At 50.9% G+C, this 22,714-nt stretch carries 14 protein-coding genes and 1 pseudogene; 2 read left to right on the top strand and 13 right to left on the bottom strand.

The features are described from left to right. Nucleotides 1-17: 17 nt before the first annotated feature. The 10 genes and pseudogenes from ACS5NO_RS21650 to ACS5NO_RS21605 form a co-directional block, all read right to left on the bottom strand. Nucleotides 18-2,537 (bottom strand): hypothetical protein, encoded by a 2,520-nt coding sequence (locus ACS5NO_RS21650; RefSeq protein WP_439417071.1) that lies wholly within the window; start codon nucleotides 2,535-2,537, stop codon nucleotides 18-20. Between the two features lie 109 nt (nucleotides 2,538-2,646). Beyond that, nucleotides 2,647-4,086, bottom strand: a complete 1,440-nt coding sequence (locus tag ACS5NO_RS21645) for a RagB/SusD family nutrient uptake outer membrane protein (RefSeq protein WP_439417070.1) — start codon at nucleotides 4,084-4,086, stop codon at nucleotides 2,647-2,649. A 20-nt stretch (nucleotides 4,087-4,106) separates the two neighbouring features. Continuing rightward, entirely contained in the window at nucleotides 4,107-7,307 is a 3,201-nt protein-coding gene (locus tag ACS5NO_RS21640; protein ID WP_439417069.1) for a SusC/RagA family TonB-linked outer membrane protein, read from the bottom strand. Between the two features lie 37 nt (nucleotides 7,308-7,344). Beyond that, nucleotides 7,345-8,835 (bottom strand): L-fucose/L-arabinose isomerase family protein, encoded by a 1,491-nt coding sequence (locus ACS5NO_RS21635; protein ID WP_439417068.1) that lies wholly within the window; start codon nucleotides 8,833-8,835, stop codon nucleotides 7,345-7,347. A gap of 273 nt (nucleotides 8,836-9,108) precedes the next feature. Continuing rightward, nucleotides 9,109-10,368: an MFS transporter gene (locus tag ACS5NO_RS21630; protein ID WP_439417067.1), complete on the bottom strand. Its 1,260-nt coding sequence runs from the start codon at nucleotides 10,366-10,368 to the stop codon at nucleotides 9,109-9,111. Between the two features lie 232 nt (nucleotides 10,369-10,600). Further along, nucleotides 10,601-11,827: pseudogene (locus ACS5NO_RS21625) on the bottom strand (formylglycine-generating enzyme family protein). Between the two features lie 102 nt (nucleotides 11,828-11,929). Continuing rightward, entirely contained in the window at nucleotides 11,930-13,042 is a 1,113-nt protein-coding gene (locus ACS5NO_RS21620; protein WP_439417066.1) for a formylglycine-generating enzyme family protein, read from the bottom strand. A gap of 10 nt (nucleotides 13,043-13,052) precedes the next feature. Next, complete coding sequence (locus ACS5NO_RS21615) at nucleotides 13,053-14,489, bottom strand: hypothetical protein (RefSeq protein ID WP_439417065.1); 1,437 nt, start codon at nucleotides 14,487-14,489, stop codon at nucleotides 13,053-13,055. A gap of 12 nt (nucleotides 14,490-14,501) precedes the next feature. Further along, complete coding sequence (locus ACS5NO_RS21610) at nucleotides 14,502-17,072, bottom strand: PEGA domain-containing protein (protein ID WP_439417064.1); 2,571 nt, start codon at nucleotides 17,070-17,072, stop codon at nucleotides 14,502-14,504. Nucleotides 17,073-17,118: 46 nt separating this feature from the next. Continuing rightward, a complete protein-coding gene (locus tag ACS5NO_RS21605) occupies nucleotides 17,119-18,477 on the bottom strand; it encodes an SGBP N-terminal domain-containing protein (RefSeq protein ID WP_439417063.1) in 1,359 nt (452 codons plus the stop codon). Nucleotides 18,478-18,751: 274 nt separating this feature from the next. Here ACS5NO_RS21605 and ACS5NO_RS21600 point away from each other — a divergent pair, with 274 nt between their 5' ends. Further along, nucleotides 18,752-19,417, top strand: a complete 666-nt coding sequence (locus ACS5NO_RS21600; protein WP_439417062.1) for a response regulator transcription factor — start codon at nucleotides 18,752-18,754, stop codon at nucleotides 19,415-19,417. Between the two features lie 24 nt (nucleotides 19,418-19,441). After that, a complete protein-coding gene (locus ACS5NO_RS21595; protein WP_439417061.1) occupies nucleotides 19,442-20,254 on the top strand; it encodes an alpha/beta fold hydrolase in 813 nt (270 codons plus the stop codon). A gap of 33 nt (nucleotides 20,255-20,287) precedes the next feature. On the opposite strand, the gene folB is transcribed toward ACS5NO_RS21595, so the two are convergent. From folB to ACS5NO_RS21580, 3 genes are all read right to left on the bottom strand, one after another. Next, complete coding sequence (folB, locus tag ACS5NO_RS21590) at nucleotides 20,288-20,638, bottom strand: dihydroneopterin aldolase (RefSeq protein ID WP_114407317.1); 351 nt, start codon at nucleotides 20,636-20,638, stop codon at nucleotides 20,288-20,290. A 95-nt stretch (nucleotides 20,639-20,733) separates the two neighbouring features. Beyond that, nucleotides 20,734-21,627, bottom strand: a complete 894-nt coding sequence (locus tag ACS5NO_RS21585; protein ID WP_439417060.1) for a DivIVA domain-containing protein — start codon at nucleotides 21,625-21,627, stop codon at nucleotides 20,734-20,736. 123 nt (nucleotides 21,628-21,750) lie between these two features. Further along, a complete protein-coding gene (locus ACS5NO_RS21580; RefSeq protein ID WP_439417059.1) occupies nucleotides 21,751-22,653 on the bottom strand; it encodes a WD40 repeat domain-containing protein in 903 nt (300 codons plus the stop codon). Nucleotides 22,654-22,714 lie beyond the last annotated feature (61 nt).

Raw genomic sequence — 22,714 nt, 5'->3', positions numbered from 1 at the left:
TAAGGGTTTAGGAATTGTCACCAGAATGCGACTAAATCACCACTTACGTTTTCAACGACGTAGTGCTTTCCGTACTTTTTATCGCCGGATTTGAAGGCGGTTTTTCCTTTTTTCCAGGGATAACTGGCATTCGTGTAGACGTTCAGACCTTGGTCGGTTACCTCGTCGTCCGGGTAAATTCGCACCGTGGCGTTTTTCAGGCCCGTCAACCGCACGCAGCGTTTCATGTGTTTTACGCCCGACGTCATCTCCTGACACGAAACCATGCCCTCGGCCTGCTCGACAAAAAAGCGGCTTTCGCGGTGCCAGGCTTTGGGCATCGCATATACGGAATGGCCATTGGCCAGTTCGGTTTCGTAACCCGTCAGGATGGGCGCGCCCTGTGGCAGCTTAAACCGGTGGGTTATGGTCGTGTTCGGGCAATAGCCGGAGAACATAAAGCCGTTGCTGCTGCGCGAAATGGTCAATACCGGGTTTTTTACGGAGGGATTTCGCTTGTCGACCCGGTAATCGACACCGAACTCTTTCAGCACATACCGCATGAGCAACGGCCCCGTGAACAGTTCCTCGGGATTGTCGGGCGTCAGGAGTTTTCCGCCCGTAAACTTGCTCGAATTGGTACCGCGCACGTAGGTCACTTTTCCGCCTTTCCACGCCTGATTTTGCCGCACCCAAACCACGTCGCGTTCGCTCCCGGTCTGGGTCATTTTTGCAAGCACTTTGGTCCCGGCATCGGTTTTGTTTTTTACCTGCGTAGCGACCCCGCCCCCCGAAAACAGCGCCTGATGCACGATCTTGTTGGGGTACGGTTTGGTCAGTTGATCCAGCGTGATGCTTGAGTTGACCTGAAATTCGCCTTCAAGTGCCTTCGTATTCTGAAGGTTCAGCAGATTCAGAAAGGCGGCTCCGGCATGGTCGGCAGGGCCGTAGACGAGGAGTTTGCCGCCGTTCTGCACAAAATCGATTAGCTTTTTTTCGAGCGACGAACCGGCTTCCGGCACAATGGACACCAGAACCGACTCGTTGAAATAGGCCGGTTTTTCGGTGACGACTTTCTGGAAAGAAGTGGTCGAAATGATCGTATTAAGCGGAAAACCGTTGTTAATGGCCTGCCGAATGAGCCAGTCGCCGTAGTAGATTTCCGGCAGGCGATCCGGCTGTTTGTAGGCCCAGGTGTGGTACTCCTCGAACGGATAAACCCACACCAGTGGCCCCGGAGCCGTCGGCGAATCGTAGCGGGCTTTCAGAATGTGGGGCGTCACCTCGTCGGGCACCTGCGCGGGCATCTCGCCATAAGAGTTGTCGGCGGTCAGAAAATTCAGGTGTGTCGGCAGCCGGATTTCGCCTTTCGCGTTGATGCGGGCGACCGAAAGCGGCAGGTAAATGTCGTGCGGTTCCTGTCCGTAGCGATCGAGCCAGGGGCTGTTGACCCACCACGGATCGTGGGTGTAATACCGGAAAAGATACCGCTCGTCGGGCAGTTCGGCCATCCGCGACATGTAACCGACCATTTCCAGCCCAAAGTCGCCATCCAGAGCCGCCCAGGGCGAATTGGGTGGCGGCAGCATGTTGTATTTTCCACCATAAATCTGCTTCAGATCGACGCCATCGCGCGCCAGATCCGCGCCGGTGGAGAGGTTCGTGCCGCGCGTCTGAATCTGGAAGTTCGGGCATTCTTTCCGAAACAGGTTCCAGAAACCGGCAATCAGTTCTTTCGTATTCGCGAGTTTTTCCGGTAAAAATGCCTTACCCGTAAACGTCGCACCGGTCGATGACCAGCCTTCGACGCCAAAGCCAAAACCGTTGCTGAGCCAGATGTAATCGTAACCCAGATCGGTCAGAAAGTGTTGACTCTGACGACCCAGAAACGTACCAAAGGGCGTATTGGCCGGAATGCCTTTCGGAAAACCGGCGTACGAATCCGTATCGGCATTCAGCGTCGAGTAGCAACTGACCATCGTTTTGTGGCCCATGGCGTTGCCGCCCAGAATTTCCGGGTGTTTTTTGTACTTGAACTCCGACTTGGCAAATTCCGGTCCGGGGTCGAACGTGGCCCCAATCATCACGGGTTTGCCGGTTATTTTTTGCCCGGTTTCTTTCAGGGTCTGGATGATGAATTTCAAATCGCCGTACGTAAACGCGGGCGGGTTTTCCATGTACAGGTAGGCCCGTTCGTGAAGCGACAATTCTTTCGGCCCCGACCCGACTTCGTGCTGCGTGTTGGGATTGCCGATGTACCGCGCCCACTCCAGCGGCTGTTTCAGGTCGCCTTTGTAATCCAGAATCTCCGATCCGTCCGACGTCCAGAGCATCACCGAAACCGTGTCGGTATGCCGCAGGAGCGACTGCCACTGGGTGAAGAGTTCCGTTGCCACCTGCTGAATATACGCCTTGTCGTTTTTCTTGAATGGCTTGAGCGAGGCTTCCAGCGTGATGTTGTTGAACGGTTTTCCGCGCAAGGTCGAATTGTCCAGATTCGGGGTTTCCGTGGGAATGAAGCCGAAAAGGAGGAGGGTTAGTGAAATGAATAGGCGCATTTTTTGAATGAGTTGTTACACAGAGTTAATCAGAGAGGATCAGAGTTAAACAGAGAAAAACTTTGATAAACTCTGATCCTCTCTGATTAACTCTGTGTAATAGTTAGCATCAATACCCCGGATTTTGCTTGATCAGCGTCGGGTTCAGGTCGACTTCGTTCTGCGGAATCGGGAAAATCAACTCGAAATCGTCCACTTTAAAGGACAGATTCAGGCTGGCGTAATGGGCGTTCAGCACGGTTTGCGCCCGTCCCGTCCGCACCAGATCGAACCAGCGCTGGCCTTCAAACAAAAACTCGACCCGGCGTTCTTTCTCGATGGCGGTTCGTAGTCCGGCCTGCGTCAGACCGGTCAAGTCCGGCAACTTGACCCGCGTCCGCACCTGGTTGATAAAGGGCAGAGCCTCGGCGGTTTTACCCTGTTCGTTCAATACTTCCGCATACATCAGCAGCACATCGGCATACCGGAGTTGGGTGAACGTAATCGTTCCGTCGGATAGATCGATGGCTTTGAAGTCCACGAATTTCAGACCATAACGGCTGTAGGATTTCCGGCCATTGATCAGCAAAACCGAGTCGTTGACCGAGATGGCCTTGCGGGCATCACCAGTTTCGTAGGCTCTCAGCAAATCCAGCGTCGGCACAATGCGCCCGGAGCCCTGGAGGTTGCCCGGAAAAATCGCCATGCTGGTAATGGCCGGGGTAAACAAGGCCGAATAGTTGTTGCCCATGCTGCGCCCCGCGACGTATTCAATTTCGAAAATCGACTCCGCCAGGTTGTTGTTGCCGTTGGTAAACAGCGTCCGGTAATCGGGCACCAGCGAATAGGTTTTGGCGTCGATCACTTCTTTCAGTTTGGTTGCGGCCAGGTCGTAGTTTTTCAGCGTCAGGTAGACTTTTCCCAGCAAGGCTTTTACCGTCGGGCGCGATGCCTTCGTCCGGTCGGAATTGAGTGTAGCCGGCAACAGCGTTTCGGCGCTTGTCAAATCCGCCAGAATGACTTCATAGACCTGCGCGGCCGGTTTCAGGGCCAGATCGGCGGCTGCGACTTCCGCCGGGCTGCTGAACTCCTGGCTGATGAGCGGCACATTGCCGAACAGCCGGACGAGGTAAAAATAGCTGTAGGCACGCAGAAATTTGGCTTCCCCCTTGATGCGGTCTTTGGTGGTTTGGTCGAAGTTCACACCGTCGATGCGGTTGATGATCGCATTGCTGCGGGAGATCGTGTATAAACACGTGTTCCAGGCCGCCTGAATGTTCGTGTTGGTCGACACCACGGCATTCTGGTCGAGTTGCATCTCGTTGACCGAGGGCGACGACCACTGGATCTCGGTGTTGTCCGTCGTCAGGTCCGCCAGATACACCACATTGCTGGTGTTGAACAAACCGCGAAAGGTGCTGTAAACGCCCGTCAGGGCCGTCTCGAAATCGTTTTGATTTTTGTAAAATGTTTGGTCACTGATCTGGTATTCAGGTGTTAGGGCCAGAAAATCCTTGCAGGAAGTAGCCGTAACGAGCAGGAGCAGGAAGACTAATAGGTTCTTTTTCATGGCAGTATCTGGAAACAGGATTAGAAAGTCACCCGCAAACCGATCGTGTACGTCCGGGGGTTGGGATACGCAAAAAAGTCGATCCCGCTGCGGGCAATGTTGTCGCCCGTCGTGCTTCCTTCGGGGTCATAACCGGGGTACTTGGTAAAGGTGTAGAGGTTCGTCGCGTCGACGTAAACCGAGAGTGCCTGCAACTTCAGCTTGCTCACCACCGTTTGAGGAAGCGCGTAGGCCAGATTGACGTTCCGGATGCGGACAAACGAGCCGTCGAACAGATACTTGGTCGTACCGGCACTGAATCCGAAGGCGTAGTCGTTCCGAATGGCGCGCGACATCGTTCCTGCTCCGGGATCCGTCGGAGATTTCCAGCGATCGGCCATGATGCCCAGTTGATTCTGCACCCCGGCCCCGTTCAGCGACACTTCGCCCCCCTGAAAATAAATCTCGTTTCCTTGCGAACCGTTCACGCTAATGTTCAGGGTCAAGCCTTTGTAGGTGAAGCGGTTGCCCATGCCCCAGGTGAAATCCGGCCAGGGATTGCCCACGATGGTCCGGTCATTCTGGGTGATGGTTCCGTTGCCGTCGGTGTCCTGATACCGGTAATCGCCGGGCTGCACCCGGGGGTGTTGTTTCGGACTGGCGTTCACTTCTTCCTGCGTCTGGAATATGCCCAGAATGTTGAGCAGGCGGAAGCTGGAGATGGGATAACCCACCTGCGCCACCTGATAATCAGACGTTTGAATCCGGGCGGTTTCGGAGTTGAGCGCCAGCACCTTGTTGCGGTTCCAGCTAATGTTAAAGTCCGTACTCCACTGGAAAGCGCCTTTGCGGATGTTTTCCGAATTGATGGTCAGCTCAATTCCTTTGTTCTCCACTTCGCCGATGTTCTGGAGGGAACTGCTGAAACCGGAGGCTGCGGGCAGAATTACATTCAGCAGAAGGTCTTTTTTGTGGGTTCGGTAGGCATCCACAATAAACGACAGGCGGTTCTGGAACAACGAGAGATCAAGACCGATGTTGGTTTGCACCGATTGTTCCCAGGTCAAAACGGTATTGGCCAGACTGCTAGGCACCACGCCCGAAATGACCTGCCCATTGGAAACGTTCCGCGAGATGCCCAATAGGCCCTGGCTGGCATAATTCGGAATCAGGTTGTTCCCGGAAATACCGTAGCTCGCCCGGATTTTCAGATCGCTGATGAAGCTGACCGGTTTCATGAACGACTCATCGGACAGGCGGTAAGCCGCCGAAAAGGAGGGGAAGGTGCCCCAGCGGTTTTCGCGCCCAAACCGCGAGCTGCCGTCCTGCCGGATCGTAGCCGTAAACATGTATTTGCCAGCCAGCGTATAATTGACGCGGGCCAGCCACGACATCATCGACCATTCACTCAAGTAATTTGTTCCAGATGTAACCGCTCCGGCGGCCAGAAACGGCACGTCGTCGGTCGGAAAATCAGACGCTCCGGCCTGCAAAATCTCATCGGTATTTTTCTGAATGGTATAGCCCACCAGCGCGTCGAGGTCGTGTTTTTCACCAAACCGGTGCCGGTAATTCAGCGTATTCTCGTTGAGCCAGTTCAGGCTTTTGCCTTCCGTTACCCCGGCCGTTGCCGCGCCCGTCCGGCTGGTGGCCAGCCCTACTTTCGACGATTTCCACAGGCGGGTGATGTTGTTGGAATAATTAACCCCAATCGATGTCTTGAAAATCAGGCCGTTCGCAATTTCGTATTGCAGGTAATTGTTGGTGAATACGTTGGTATTGTTCCGTTTATCGGTGAACTCAGCCGCAATGATCAGCGGGTGTTCGACCGGGATGCCCGTCGGGTCGGAAAATTCGGAATAGTAGTTGCCGTTCGCATCGTAAACCGGAATGGTCGGATCGCTGGCCAGAGCCGCCGAAATCAGGCCCCGGTGTTGCAGGTGGCCCTCGGCGCGGGCAAAATCGCCGTACGAGTGTGCCCCCGAAAACGAAGCCCCCAGTTTCAGACGCGGAGTCAGTTGGGCGTCGATGTTGGTACGGAGGGTAAACTTCTTGAAATCAGAGCCGATGATGATGCCTTTCTGGTCGAAATACCCGCCGGAGACGTAGTAACTAACGTCTTTGCTGGTACCGCTGGCGGCCAACTGATAATTCTGCACCAGACCCTGTTGGAAAATAATGTCTTGCCAATCAGTGCCATACCCGGAGTTGGCAAACTGGTCCGGCGTCCGGAAACCCGGTTTTACCTGCGTGGCCGTACTGCGGAGGTTGTTGGGGTCCGTGGCTTTTCCGCCGGCAAACACCCAGGCGTTGTCGCGTCCTTCGGCCACGTATTGAGCATACTCGCGGGGCGTCAGCAGGTCCAGTTTTTTGGCCAGTTGCTGAATACCGGTCGAGTGTTCGAAGTTAATCGTGGTTTTGCCCTGCTTGCCGCGTTTGGTCGTAATGATCACCACCCCGTTGGCTCCCCGGGAACCGTAAATGGCGGTGGCCGAGGCATCTTTCAAGACCTGAATGGATTCGATGTCGGACGGGTTGATCGTGCTGAGCGGGTTGATCCGGTTGGTTCCGCTGCTGCTGGCAATGTTGCTGGCTGAATAGGAACTGGAGCTGAAACTGCTCAGATCGGAGCCACCACCACCCGTTCCGATGGCATAGCCGTCGACCACGTACAGGGGTGAATTTCCGCCGGTAATCGAGCTGATGCCCCGGATGACGACGTTGACGTTCCCGCCCGGTGCACCCGAGGTTTGCGTGATCTGCACCCCCGCGACTTTCCCCTGCATCATCTGATCGACGCTCGTGGCCGATGGCACCGGGACAAGGTCCTTGCTGGACAGATTGACGATGGAACCCGTCAGATCCTTTTTCCGCTGGGTTCCGTAGCCCACCACCACCACATCCTGCAATTGCTGCTGATCGGTTTTCAGCGTGATGTTGATGGACGACCGGTTTTTGACCGCTATTTCCTGGGGCGTATAGCCAATAAAACTAACGACAACCGTGGCATTGGGCGATACCGACAGTTTGAAAGTGCCTTCGGTGTCCGATGTCGTTCCGTTGGTCGTGCCTTTTTCCGTCACGGTGGCACCAATCAATGGCTGGCCATCTTCTTCGGCGGTTATTTTGCCACCAATGGATACTTTGCCACCCGACTGAGCCAGGGCAACGGTACTGGCGACCACAATAGCGAACACACTGACCAGCAGCAGTCGCAGACGATGGAAGAGATTAGGATTCATAGGAAGAGGGTTTAGTACTCTGATTTACCGGATGTTATCAATTGATAATGACGGATTCGATTTTGAGGTACTCGGCAATTTTCCGGATCGTTTCGGCGTGGTGGCCGACGCCCAGCGCAAAATGGTGCGTGGGACCTTCTTTGATCCAGCGTTTCAGGAAAGTCCGGACGTCCGGTTTGAAAAAACCGCGCGTATTGGTGTTTCCCGTTGGCGGAATGGGTCCGGCGAGCGATTCGCCTTCGGCAATGATGAACTTCATTTTTCCCTCGTACGTCGAGTTGATGCTCAGCATCGTAATCGGCCCCTGTTTGATTTTGAACTCGACACCCGCGCCAAAACCGGGTTTGCCGTGGTATTTTTTCAGGCTCCGCAGAATGGGCTGGCCGTCGGCGATGGCGATGTTGTGCGGGCCGTCGTGGCCCACCAGCACAAAATCTTCCTTGAAATCGACCGGGTGAAACTCCGCGAAACTGCCGCCGATGCCCAGCCGTTCCATGATCAGCATGGCGATGCAGGTTTTCAGGTCCGACTCGCCACACATCGGGAAACCCGCACCCTGGAGCAGTGAATTCCCAACAATCAGGTTCGACATCACCACCCGCGTGTCGCTGCCATCGGGGCCGTCGTAGTAATAGGCCAGTCCGTCCAGTTTTTTCGCCTTGACAAATTTTTCGAGAGCCACCGTCACCTGAGCGGCAATGCGCAGGTCCGAATCCCGCAGTTTTTCAGAAATGGGGTCCGAAACCGGGTCGGGCGTGTCGAAAAAAGCCAGAATCCGATCCTGAACGACTTCAATCTCCTCTTCTGTCGCCTGCTGATACTGCGTAACGATTTCGTGGGCTTCACACTGCACAATGTGGGCGCCGAAGTGCGCCGTCAGCATCGTCGAGTCGGAATGCATGTCGAGCATGGCCTCGATGGGGTGGCCGATGTGCCCGATTTTAGCGGTTTTGAGATCGTGCAAAACGGCGGCAATCCGGCAATATTCTTCGATTTCAGCTTCCGCAGCCGGATCGTCATACAGCGTACCGATCACCATTTGCGGCACTTTTTTGCCCATCCGAACGGCTACACCGGCAAACTCCGGCAGCGCACAGATGTCGTCGTTGTAGAGTTGCAGGTAAGTGGAAGCCCGGCTGTAATCCATCGCTTTATCGGGTTGCAGGGCTACCAGCACAATCGGGGTGTCGATGCTTTTGATAATGACGCCGAACGTGCTGGAAGTGGCGTAGGTCAGCATGTCGCAGAAAATCAGATCGAGGTTGGCGGCCTGGAGTTTCGGGACGATCTCGTAGGCTTTTGTCACGTCATCGACCAGTCCAAAATCGACAATCTCCACGCTTTCGAGGGCTTCGATGCGTTCGATGAAAACCGCCTGTTTTTTCATTAAATCGTCCAGCAAGCCGTCAAACTGACCCCAGTATTTGAAATAGCCCACGCCAAAGACCCCAATCCGCGGACGCGTTTTTTTTCGTTTTTCAAAACCCGTCTGTACGGAAGCCACGTGATTGAGCGATTCGTTTTCCATAGTTGCTAAGTTGTATCTTCTTTCTATTTAGTTAACGCACTAAGTTGATTTTGACAAATCTAGCCCGCGGTTTTAACCGTGGGTTCAAATGGTATCAAATGGGTATTCGTCAAACCGTTTTAACGGTTTTTGGATGGTTGCTGACGATTGGGCAAAACCGTTAAAACGGTTATTGAATCGCCCCATCGCCATTCGTTTCCCACGGTTAAATCGCAACGGCGAACCGTCCGTGGGCTGGTGTTTATAAAACCACCGGACATGCTATTGTATTCGTCAATCTGCCTGAATGCCTTCCGGAACAACGGGAGCCGGGTTAGCGTCTCCGAACAACGGTTTAATTCTGGGAATCAGCCAGATAAACAGCACGAATGCCAAGGGATACAGCAATCCCGATGCAATCCAGAGCGGGCGGTAGGAGTACTGCTGAATGACAACCCCCATCAACGGATTAAGCAGCAGACCCGAAACCGCCCCCGCCGTTCCCGACAAACCCACCACCGTCGAGGTCGCTTTCTGGCCAAACATATCGGAAATCGACGTGATGTAGTTGGTGATCCAGAAACCGTGGGCGAACATGAACAGCGCCATCAGCGCAATGGCCACTTCCACCGACGACACCCATTCGATGGCTGGTGTCAACAGGGTTAGTCCGGCCGCAATGCCCATGACGGTTTTTCGGGCCTTATTTACGGAGTAGCCACGGGCAATGAGTTGCCCCGAAAGCCAGCCGCCGATGATGTTGGAAAGGCCCAGGGCCAGAAACGGAATCCAGAAAAGGCTGCCAATTCGCTCAAAAGAGACGTTCCGTACCGAACTCAGGTATTTTGGAATCCAGAACATCATGAAGTAAAAAACCGGGTCGAGCAGAAACCGTACCAGGATAAACACCCAGGTTGGACGGTTTCTGAGCAATTCCAGAAACGATACGGTTTCCTCTTTTTCAGGCAGAAACGACGACTCGGTAATCAGGTTTTCTTTCTTCCAGGGGATCAGCAACCAGATCACGACCCAGGCAATCCCGATCAAACCGGGAATCAGAAAACCGCCCCGCCAGCCATAATTAGATGATAGCCAAATGGTTAGTGGTGGTGCTACGACAGCTCCGATGGCCGAACCGCCAATGGCAATGCCGTTGGCCAGCGCGCGCTCTTTCTTGTCGAACCAGCGGTAAACCGTCCAGGCCGCGCCGGGAAAACAGCCGCCTTCGCCCATGCCGAGCAAAAACCGGAACGTCAGCAACTGCGTGAAACTGGTCATCACCGCGTGCAAGCTATTGGCAATCGACCACAGGCCAACGGAAAGGGCCAATCCCATTTTCCCGCCAATCCGATCGATGAGCCAGCCACCCAGCGTAAACATCAGGGCATAACTGATCAGGAAGCTGGTATTGATCATGCCGTACTGAACATCCGTGATTTTGAATTCTTCCTGAATCTTCAGAATAGCGATCGAAAGCACCTGCCGATCCAGAAAACTCAGACCGGTTGCGATGAAAAGCAGAAAGACAATCAGCCAGCGGAGGTTTCGGGTCATGATACTTAACGCACTAAGTTAGTGCTTGCAAAGATAGAAGCGGTTTTGAGAAAAAAACAAGCTTTTGTAGTACTTTTTTTAAGTAGTAGCTCATGCATTGAGTCAATGCCTGGCTAACTTAAACCTCTATAGTCTGGGTGACCTCGTCTGGGCAATTTTATACCTTGCTGATGCTGACTGAGTATTCGGACACTTATTTTGTGAAGACTTCCGGTTCGTTTGTCTGCGCAGATCAATCCCGGCAAATCCGAAACCCGATTTCCCTGTCTTTTTGATTCTCTTGTTGATGATACCGTACATACGGGAAAATAAATAACTTGAATGTTTCTTTTTGTGGTGCCAGAACATTTTCGCTGGTTGCCAGATCGGCCTCAAAATACAATCCGGAAGCGTAAGAAATGCCCCGGTAAACTTTGCTATTCCCTTCGGTCGTATTGACTGGATTCGTATTTGCGCCAGAATCATAGAAATCAAGACTAAACGTGTCCTGGCACCATTCATAAACGTTACCAATTACATCATAAAGCCCTAACGTATTGGGCTTCATTGTTCCAACCTCCTGCGTACGAATTCCATATTGTGGGCCATCCAGCGTGATTGCATTCGGACCCGATGCCACATTCTCTCTCCATTTTTTTCCTGGTTTTCTGCTGCTAACACAACAAATTTGCTCTGTAAGAGTGTGGAATCGTTCCTTCCCATTTTTGCCTCCCAGGGCGATGTATTCCCATTCGGCTTCTGTGGGAAGTCGATACTTTTTACCTGTCACTTGATTCAATTTTTCGATGAAATTCCGGGTTTCATTCCAGCTTACATTTTCTACCGGACAGTTCGAACATCCCTGATGAGCACTGGGATTACTACCCATGATGGCCTACCATTGCGACTGCGTAATTTTGTATTTACCGATATGAAAGCCGCTGATGGAAACTTTATGCCGGGGCGCAGCCGAATTATCGAGTTTTCGTTTGTAAATAGCTTTTACGTCGGCCTGCGACATTCCCATTTTGAAGTCCCCCGCTTCGATAAAAACCATTTGTTCCTCAATCTGTCGGATGACGTTTTGGATCGCGACCTCTTTTTGCGCTCGTTCTGCCTGTTGACTATTTTCCAGGGATTGCCTGATCGCCAGAACTTCCTGAATTTTTGAAGAGGGATACTTTTGGGCCTGGGCCACTTCAAGAAAAACCGGAAAAGATTGCAACAGGGCTGGTTTAAATTTCTCTTCTTTTTGAGATAATGCGTATAATGATTTGATTTTTAAGTACAAGACTTTCGCATCAGGAGTCGATGATAATTGCTGGACTTTCTCCAGTAAAGTCAAACATTCGGTCAGTTTATCCTCTTCATAAAACTGACTGGCTCGCTGGTACAAATCCGTAATTATTGCCTGATTTCCAGTTTGGGCCTGTGTAACGCAGTAAGTAGATACGAATAAAAAAAACCAAAAATATTTCATTTTATGAACAGCTATTTGCATTGGTGATCGCTTTCATATTCCATGAAATTTCTTCCATTTTACGAAACAATACACCTATCTATACAAGGAATTAAACAATTCTTATTCACTTCGAGCTAATCTAAAACCGGTGGTGGCATCCGATTTGGTTGGCGCCAGAGTTGCTCGTGTGTTAATGATGACCGTTCCAAAATCATCCAGTTTTACTTTTTCATATACTTTATTAAAATAAGAAAACCCCCGAACTACCCGTTCGTTCGTGTCGGTTGAGTTGACGGGATTTAGTTCGGGGCTATTTTTGTAATAATTAGCATCGTAGCCATCCTGCACCCATTCCATTACATTTCCAACGATATCGTAAATGCCTAATTCATTAGGAGCTTTCTTTCCAACCGGATGGGTGGTTCCACCGCTGTTGGGCTTAGTCCATGAGGTTTCTTCTATATTATTACTACCACCATACGTTGTTCCATTACTTTTTTGCCCGCCTTTTCGCACGTATTCCCATTCTGCTTCAGTTGGCAAACGGTACGTTTTGCCAGTCATTTCGTTGAGCTTTTTGATGAATTCCTGAACTTGATTCCAACTGACTGTTTCGACCGGACACTCCGGGCAATCCTTGTTTGTACTTGGATTGTCGCCCATGACTTTTTGCCATAGTTGTTGCGTTACCTCGTATTTACTCAGATAAAAATTGCTTAAAGTAACCTTATGCAAAGGCTTTTCGTCTGCAGCGGGCCAATGGCCTTTTGATCCCATTTTATAGGAACCGCCCTCAATCAATACCATCGTCTGGTCGACGATAGTGGCTACTTCTAGATGGGCATTTTCTGCTCTCGTTTTTTCTATTTTTTTGCTGGAGGCTATTGTTTGTTGAAGGTTGCTAATTTCCTGAATTTTTGCGGGTGGATAATTTTGTTGTTTGGCTACTTCAAAAAACTGAGAAAACGATTTCTCAAGAGCCGCAGCAAACTGTCCGTTTTGACCCGCTAGTGGCTGCAATGTTTTGATTTTTAAATACAAAATCTTCGCGTCGGGAGCTGAAGCTAATTGCTCGGCTTTCTCCAGTAAAGTCAAACATTCGGTCAGTTTATCCTCTTCATAAAACTGACTGGCTCGCTGGTATAAATCCGCTATCAGGGTAGAGTTGCCGGTTTGAGCGAATGTAAAACAACAGGTAGCTGTCAGAAGATAAATCGATAGAATGTATTTCATAGCATATGAGTTAGGGTATTACAATTTCGTTTGGATTTCCTCCTTGTTTGTCCTGTGGTACGACCTTTGTTACAAAAAACTCTTCTTCGGTATTTTTCCAGACAGGTACATAGTTGCCCGGCCCCGCATTCCCTAGGTGCTGGATGCTTCCATCGGGTTTTATCATGCGCTGACTTCCCTCGGGTTCTGTGATGAGGATACTGCCGTCGGGGAAGGTTGTTTTTTGCTGTTTTCCACCAGTGCCAGGATCGTTGTTGGGCAACTTTTCGGAATACCGGATGTAAACTTTTAGCTTAACGGTTCCTACCGGCAAATCCGATCCATCAAAAACGACCGTTTTCTGTGTGTTCCACAGGGATCCGCCAGCACCCACCGGTCGCCCGTTGTAGGAGATTCGCACCAGGGAAGGGGGTTTTTTGCCGGTCACTTTAAACCGCACTTTCGCCATTGCGGGTGACGAAGGGGCAGATGTAGGGTTATTTTGGCTGTTATTTGGTGAGGACGGAACGCCGTTTGGCGAAGAGCCTTTCCCATTGGGCGATGAAGGCAGTTGAGCCATTGGCTGCTTACCGGGCGAAACCGGTCCCTGCGTCTCATCACTCCCAATGAATTGGCTACTTCCATCCGGATAGTCAATCCGGATGGTGCCGTTGGGTTGAGTCACGAGTGTTCCAGGCTTTACGGGTTCGGCGGGCAATATCTTTTCAAGATTCTCATTAACGGCCCCATTTAGTGGTCGTACATCAGCGATTGGAGCGCCCCCGTTATCGTCCTCTTCGCCCGGTCCTAAATCATCCATATTGAGGTTATTCCGTTTGGCATCGCCCATGATTCCCTTGTTATCAGTAGGCTGATGCTGCTTTCGAGGATTGTTGATCGCCGAAATCTTATCCTGCAAGTCGTTCGTTTGTCTGGCAAAACGGTCCGGATCAACACCAACCGACCGGATTAAGTCAACAACGCCGTTGGTTAGGGCATTCATTGCCGCAATTTGCTGGTTTAGGGCTTGCTGTTTTAATTGCTGCTCGCTTACAACTTGTTGGCCTGCGGCCGTAGCCGCCGAATTGCCATAGTCGGCATCACAGGGAGGTATGGCATTCATTTCTGCATCAGAGGGTTGATTTCCCTGGCGGAATTTGGCCGCCAACTTTCTCATGTAGGCTGCTCTGCCAAGGCATTTTGTAATTTTGGCCTGTTGTTCTAATGCGTTTGCCGCTGGTTCAAAGGCTCCTAAACCGGTTGATTTTTGAGGACTTTGGTAACTATTCGTATTGCCATTTGTATTGGAAGATGGGGTTGGTTTCTCACTATCATAACATGGGTTATTGTAACAGTCTGGGCATGATGGAGGGCATCTTAAACTACCTGATGTTGACCGCTGCCCGTAAACAATCTGCGAGCTGATGATCAACATCAGGAAAAAAGTCTTTATTACGATTGATTTCATAGTCTACGCCTGTTAAAACCGTCCTACTACTTTTTTCGGCAGCTGCATTCCCCACGATTCGTAGCGGTTTGCCTGTACTTCAATGTGTTGAAAACAGCTCTGGAATTCACCAATGGCGGTTTTCTGCTGATTGTCATCCGTTTCGGCGAGATATTCCTCCAGCGCAACTTTCAGGGCCGGTTTGTCTTTGGCATACGCCAGAAGCCGTTTCCCCACCACGTCCCGGTCGGGCCGTACGCCCAGGTGCCACAGAATTTCCAGGTTCAGATACAGCTTGTTCAATTCGACTTCGGTGCCGCTTTCATCCCGCACTTCGAAATTTTCATAGGCCACATCTTTCAGCGATTCGGCTACGGCCGCCCGCATGTTGCTGGTGACGGCCTGGGCACCTTCGAGCTGACTGGTCAACTGCTGAATGCTGGCGCTGGTCAGGGTTCCCCCGGTTTTGCTGGCTGTAACTGCCGCTCCGGCTAGTGCGCCCACCGCCATCAGGGCGTTGGTACGTTCCTGCGCCCGAATCGACCGAGCCGTTTTTTCGGCATCCTGACAGAGCTTCGCTGTGTTCTGCAAGGCCGTATAATACTCCTGATGGCTTTGCGATGCCAGAGGACTGGCCAGATAGGAGCTATTCAGGTCGGCAGCCAGTTCGAACAAGCCGGACAGGTAAGGCTGCTTACGGACACTGGCCACCTGATTCATGCGCTGATAGACCAATTGCTTGACGGCGGCTTTTTCGAGCGTGCTGGCCGCAAGGTTATGGGATAGCAGCAAGGCCGAGTAATACGAACTGGCTGCACCGTCCAAGTTATTTTCGTTTTCCCGGAAGGCATCACCGGCGGCTATGTAGCTCAGAGCGGCACCAATCCGCCGGGAAGTTGGCTGGGTGATCCGACGGACGGCGTCTTTCATGTCTTGCGGAATATTGCCGTTGGTGAAGAAAAACTGCTTTTCGTCGGTTTGCTGATAAATACCTCGTATGGTTTGAGCAATCCCGTTGGGAGTGGCATTTTTCAGGTAAGGCAGGTTATTGGACCGGTTTGATAAATGGCTGAGCGGGGCGGGTAAGGAAAGGCCGGGTGGCAGATAGTGCGTGGTGACATCCGGAAAAAGGCGACTGATTTCGGTTCCTTTCCGAATTTCGCTTTGAATCACGTCGATTTGATCGTACAGTCCCTGAGTACGAGGATGCTCCTGAACAATGTAGTTGTCGGTGTTGCTGCTTAGAATACGCCCAATCTGTTTGCCAATCAGCGTCATTCGTTCTTCAAGGGTTGTTTTGGACGTGAACGGAATGACAATTTCGGCCAGGAATTTTTCTTTCTGCCAGAGTTTCAGCCGATAGGAATCTTCATTCATTGTGCCACCAACGGCAAACTGGGTATGTGCCCGATAATCGGTTAAGGAGCTTTGTAGCGTATCTTTGTTATTGATAACGAGTGGATTATCTCTTAAATACTGATGAATCAGGAATTGTTGGTTTAAGTTTGTCTTGGTATCAATGACAGGCATGATCCCTAAGTTGGGGCGGTATTTTCCCGTAATTTCAATGGCTGGTAAATTGACTATTTGGGTCTTCTCTCCTTTGGGTTTGGAGACAATAATACCCGTCGAAAGATCCGCAGCTAAAGGGGGTAGAGGATTGGTGTCTGGATTAACATCGAAGGCAACAGCAAACCGATTGATTTCGTACGCAGCAATTTTTTCCTGGTAAGTAGCCCAGGCTTTCTGAGCAACTAGGGAGTCCGTAAAATACCCTGCCAGGACAACTTTGTGTATCGGTAAGCCCAGAGAGTGTGCAAAACGTTGCCGGGTATCTTTGGCAGAAGGCCAGGTACTATCCGAATACATGGATACGGGCAGGATGTCGGTTGTATAGGTGCTTACATTCTTTTTTCCCACCAAAAACACATAGACTTTGCTACTGTCCGTTGGGTTAGCTGCTGAAGGCATTCCCTTTTGGGGCAGTTCGTTAAATAGTTGCTCCAGAATAAGCTTCTTTAGCTTAAGACCAAATGGGTCATCGCCGGAGCGACTATTTGTGGAGTTTGTATTCTGTTGAGGAGAATGTGAAGTGCCTGAATTGGCTAACTCCGGGGAGCCAGGCCGGTCGGAGCGACTCTGCATACTCGTGTTGGGTGCCGATTCGGGTACAGAGGTCGTTGAAAGAGTGGATCGAATTGCGACCGGAGCCGCCACTGGAATAACCGGTTCTGCAGGCGTGGATTGAGGAATATCGGCATGGAGTGTTTTCGGATACCGTAACCAGGAATTGGTTGCCGCATCTACAATGATTCCCACAGTACCGCCGAATAGCAAATCAATGAAAATATACCCTCCCATGAATTTGCCTTTCAATTCGGCCGTTGTCGAGCCCTGCTCATGCTGAAATCGAACAACATTGGTCTTCTTCTTCTTAATCCTCGCTGTCCAGGGGGTATTCCCGATCAAGTTGTCATTTACGTAAACTTTGGCATTCGGCAAATTGGAGGTAAAGGTTACCTTTTGTTTGCTCGAACTCAGGATGGTCGCGCAATTGGAAAAAGTCAGCCCAACCAATAATAGGGGTAGAAAAGTCAACTTCATGAAGAGCAGTAGTAGGACGTGATCAATTGATTGTAGCTGGGTTCTTTTATTTTCCCGCGTGGCAACTCACTTTTTTAGTCGGTACCAGAAAATACCGGCTGATGAGTTCATAGAGCTTGGGATCGTATGTTCTGAGTTCCTCCCGGGTGTTGATCTCGTTATGAATCCCGTTAGAAGGAATGGCCTCTTTGTTCAGGTCATACCAGCATTGAACCCCCTCGGCCCAGTATTCATAGAAGTTCGTGGTGGCGTAGGTATTGTTCCATAGCCCTTTTGCAATTGCTTCCTTAAAAATGCTTTCCAGTTCCTTGTCAAAGGTTACATCGACATAAGCAATTCCCATGATGTGAATCGTGTGCGCAAATTCATGTACCAGGATATCTTCGCCCAAATACCGGTCCGTAGGGTAGCATAGCAGATTTTCTTCGGCGCAGCTGGTCGCTGGCCGTTGAATGGTTGCACCCAATCCCCGGGCGCGGGTATTCCAGTCGGTTCCGGGAAAAGCCGTATACAAATCACTGTGCTCAGGAATGTCCGTTGTTACTTCACTTTCGGCCATGATGGCCAACCGGGTCTTGTTCTGAATCATTTTGGCCACCACATTCGGGATTTTCTCGACCATCTGATTAATTATATTCCGGGCCTGAACCAACGCGGCATCCGGTACTTTTTCCGAACTGACGATGGGAATGCCACTGGCGTCGAGGTATTTCTTATAGAAGCTATTTAGATTCAGTTCGGCCGGAACAGAAGACACCTGCCGGACGTTGATGGTAACTTCGTACACCTGCGAGCTACCGTCTTCCGCAACAACGGTGTAATTAACCGGGTTTGTGAAGTTTTGAGCCGCTCCCGACGCGGGGTTTACCGTCGCTTTGGGTGATATCCCGATTGTGGGCACCAGCGCCGTAACGGTTGTTCGGGCCGGAACGGTGGCGGTTATTTTCCGGGAAGATTGCTCGATGGTTGCCTGAACCGCGGGCGAAAGACCGCTCAGTGAAAAACTGAGAATCTGCTTTTCCGGGGATTTCGCAACGGTTACGGTAACTTTATACTCTGCCGTACTACCATCTTCCGCCGTAATCCGGTAAGTAACGGGAGACGTAAAATCATTGGCAGTAACCCCGGTTTCCTGGCGAACCCCGCCAACCGTGACCGTCGAAAGTGGTGAACTGCTGAAGGTTGCTTTCAGGCCGTTCACATTTGCACCAACCGGTAACAGGATGGTTACCTGTGAACCCGAAATCGTACCGGTGATGTCGGCCGGGAGGGTGGGATTAGCCGGTTTTGTAAAGGAAAAGGTCAGTAAAACCTTCTGATCAGAAAAAATCTCCTCCTTTTTACAGGAAGAAACCAGAGCGAGCAGGAAGATAAATAGTCGAAGAAGTTTTTTCGTCTGACTCATTGGGCTATTCAGTGGTAAGAGACGCAATCGTAGTTGTTTTGTTTTTCGAAAGTGGTAACTCTAAAGCAAAATTCTTCATACGACGTTTGGGTTTCAATACTCATTTTTGAGTATTTTTACAGGATGCCACTTTTCAGGTACGACTTTTTTTCCGTTGAAAACTCCTCGGGTACATACGTATAGGGATTTTTTGGAGTTGTTGACTAATCAACCACAGTCCAGTTCCTGGGATCATACTTCCTTTCACAAAGAGATCAACAACGCATCCTCCTGGATGAGCGCCTTGTCGGCTGCGGTTTACCTGCTTGATTACACATCGCGGCAGTACATGATCATTGGCGAAAACGCAGAACGGGTGATGGGTCATCCACGGGAAGCCTTTTTCGAAGGCGGGCTGGATTTTATGTACCATCACTACCACGATTTTGAGTTGATGCGGAAAAGCATGTTTCCCGATGAAGTGAATTTTCTGAAAGAAAACCCGACCATCGAGTCTGAAAATATACGGGTTACCAAAAGTTACCGGTTTCGCCGGGATACAGGCGAATACAGTCACATCCTGCAACAGGCTACACTCATTCGTGCCCCCGGTCAGCCCATTCCGGTTGCTGTTTTCGGGTTCACTTCAGACATTACCGATTTCGCCGAAAAGGGTAAAGTGATTCATAAGATTGAGCAATATTCGCCAGCTTCCGGAAAGTGGCAGATTGAACATTCCAAAGAATACTATCCGGATGTGGAGCCGCATCAGATCTTGAGCAAACGCGAAATCGAGATCCTGAAGTGGGTGGCAGATGGCTATGGCAGCAAACAGATTGCCGACAAATTATGCGTCAGTTTCAATACCGTAAACACACACCGCAGGAACATGCTTCGGAAAACAAACTGTCGGAATTTAACCGAGTTGCTGCGCTACGCAATCGATCATAAATTAATGTAGATTTTGCTGATAATGAGTTCATTTATGGCCGTAGACGGTCTTTCGATTCACGTTGAAGATTTACACAAAGAACGTAAAACCGCCCTGGTTTTTATCCACAGCCGGTGCCTGTCGCTGAAAATGTGGGAACAGCAGTTAAACAGCGATGCCCTGACCGACTACCGGCTGATTGCATTTGACTTGCCGGGGCATGGACAGTCCGAGCAAAGCAACGATCCGATGACGGATTATTCCCTGCAAGGTTCCCTCCGACTCCTGACAGGGCTGCTTGATCAGTTACAGCTTAACTCTTATATTCTGGTCGGATGTTCGATTGGTGGGCATATAGCCTTGCAGGCCTTGCCCCGGCTTGCGGGCTGTATCGGCGTAATGGCGCTAACCATGCCCATCACCAAACCTCCCAACTTCGGGCAAATGTTTGCTGCGGGAGAAATAATGAACCGTGTTTATGGCGTAGCAAATCCAAATCCAACGGATGTTTCAACGTATGCAGATCGGTTAGTTAGTAAACAGCCCCTGGTTCGTCCTGCATTTCTGGAAGAAGATTTTTATAAAACGGACTACCGAATACACGAGGCAATCACGCAGGGGATTCTGGCCGATGAGTATGACGACGAAACGGAAATCATCAGAAAAAGTGGTGTTCCGATTGCTGTTGTCGTCGGCGCGGATGAACAGTTCCACAACCTGGCCTATCTGGAAACCCTTGCATTGCCCGGCATTTGGCGGAACCAAATTTTAGCGATTCCTCAGGCGGGGCATTTGCCCGGTTTGGAAAATCCACAGGTGCTCAATACGATACTGGCGGCTTTTGCCGCCGACTGCGTAACGCACTAAAAAATGCCTTTTCTCCTTTCCTAAACGGTAAATTTACCCCCGCAGCGTGATCTTCGCCCGGTGGCAAACACCCCCGATGGGCGGATTGAATTTGGAGACGCTCACCTCAACCGAATCGACGTTGGGGTAGCGTTTCCGAATTTCGGTGATGATGTTGTGGGAGATGTGTTCCAGCAGCCGGGCGGGGCGCTGCATGGCTTCGTGGGCAATGCGGTACAATTCGCCGTAGTTGACGGTGGTACTGAGCTTATCGACGCGGGCGGCTTCGGACAGATCGGCGACGACCGTAATATCGACCGAGTATTTGTTGCCAATCTTCTGTTCTTCGTCGTAGAAGCCGTGGTAAGCGAAAAATTCGAGACCTTCGAGCGCAATAGTTCCCATAAAGAGGGGCCAGACGGTTTTTGGGCCGTCTTTCCAACCGGTTAGATTTTCGCCCAAAAGTAGAACAAAAAAGCGGACTCGACGTCCGCTTTGTGTTAAATCTGATCAAAGAATGATCCGGAGCTTTTTTTCTTTTCGCCCGAATCCGATTCCTCGTGAACAGCCTGGGGTTCGGTGGTCTCTTCGTCTTCGGATTCCTGTTCGGCAATGGGCTCCGTAGCGGGCAATCCGGCTTCGGCGGCTTCATCGCCCTGGGCGGTAACAGGATCTTCAACGGCTTCGTCGGCTGGTGTTTCGGTCGCTTCGGCCGCGTGTTCCAGCGCATCGTCCGTTGTTTCGACGTGCAGCGTTTCCGGGTCTACCAGTTCCGTATCGGAAGGATGGGTTTCGGCTTCGGTGGTTGCCACCGGCTCGTCTTCGGTGTGTTGAGCGGTTACTTCATCGATTTTGGCCTGCAATGACTGCTGGTTGAATTTCTTCTCAAACCGGTCGACGCTTTCGATGGCATTGCCCGCCAGCGTGCGAATTTGTTTGATGAGTCCTTCCTTGTATTTTTCCATCGCCTTGAAGTCGTGTTCCATCGACTTCAGGTCGTTCAGGATATTTTCTTTGATAAACCGGGCCTGATTTTCGGCGTCCTGCACCATCAGCGTCGACCGTTTGCGGGCATCGGCCAGGATTTCATCGGCTTTCTGCTTCGATTCACCGAGGTATTTCTCCGCGGCTTTGTTGGCCTGATCGGTAATCTGGGTGCTGGTATCGTCGGCGGTTTTCAACGTTTTGAACAACGTCATCTCAATGTCCTTGAACTTGCTAAGTTCTTTTTCGGCCAGTTCAAGCTGCATCTTCAGCATTTTTCCTTCACTCGTAACGCGTTCCCATTCCTGCGAAAGTGACGCCAGGAAGGCATCGACTTCGTCGGGGCGGTAGCCGCCGAATCCCTTTTTTTCAAATGTATGCTGCCGTATCTCGATGGGCGTAATTTTCATAACTGAAAGGGTTAATGGTGACAAATGGTCACTTGTCTGCTAAAAGTAAAGTTATCCGACCGAAAATATCAATTTTTTAGTTTGAAATTTGTCAAAAATCCGAAAAGTAACCAAATCATTTACCTAGCGGGTAATTTCCCAGACGGAGATCAGCCGGTCGTCGCTGGCTGAAATGAGCTGGTGCTGATACGGACTCCAGAGTAATTTGTTGATCGACGTCCCGTGTCCGGCGTGTCGGGCCCGGTCGATCACCTTCAACAGCCGGAACGTATCCGCATCCCACACTTTAATGGCTTTATCCATGCTGGCTGTAGCAAATAACGCGCCATCCGGACTGTAGCAGATGTGATTAATGGCGAATAAATGGGCCGCAATATCACTTTTTGGGCTGTATCGGTCGGTAACATCCCAGATTTTCAGGTGGGCATCGCGCCCTGCCGAGAGCAAATACCGCCCGTCGGGCGAATATTGAACGGTGAAAACGGAGTTCGTATGCGCCGGAATGACGTATTTGAGTGTCAGGCCATCCTGGTCAAAAATCCGGATGCCGTTGTCGCTGTAGCCCACGGCCACCTCCCGGGTTTTCGGATTGATGGCAATGGCCCGCGCGCTTTTATCACTTACTTTCAGGTGTTTTTTAACGACAAACTCCGCAACGTCCATCACCACCAGAACGCCGTCGGACAAGGCGATCCAGGCTGTTCCTTCGCTGATTTTAATGTCGAAAATGGCCGCCGGGGTGATCTGGGCCGAGCGAACTTCCTGTTTCTGAATGGGATCGATGATGTGAATACCGTCGTAATTTTGCCCCACCCAGAGCTGTTTCCGTTCCGGATCGAACGCCAGGGCATAGACGGAAGCCGGAATGCGGGCCAGAAGCGAACCCAGATCCGGTTTGTCCAACTGCCAGCGAACCACCAGCCCATCGGCCCCGGCCGAAAAAAACTCGGTTGGCGAGGCCCCGGCATCCAGCGTATACACGCAGTCGCGGTGGCCGGCAAAAGTGTCAATTTTATGGACTTGCATTGCTATAGTTTCTGCAATGATAAAGGGAAAATATTGAATGATAAATGCAAAATGATGAATG

This window comes from Larkinella fluvii (assembly GCF_051857545.1).
Classification (GTDB): Bacteria; Bacteroidota; Bacteroidia; order Cytophagales; family Spirosomataceae; genus Larkinella.
Note: the sequence above shows the minus strand (reverse complement) of the source record. Positions and strands in the feature narration are given on the sequence as shown.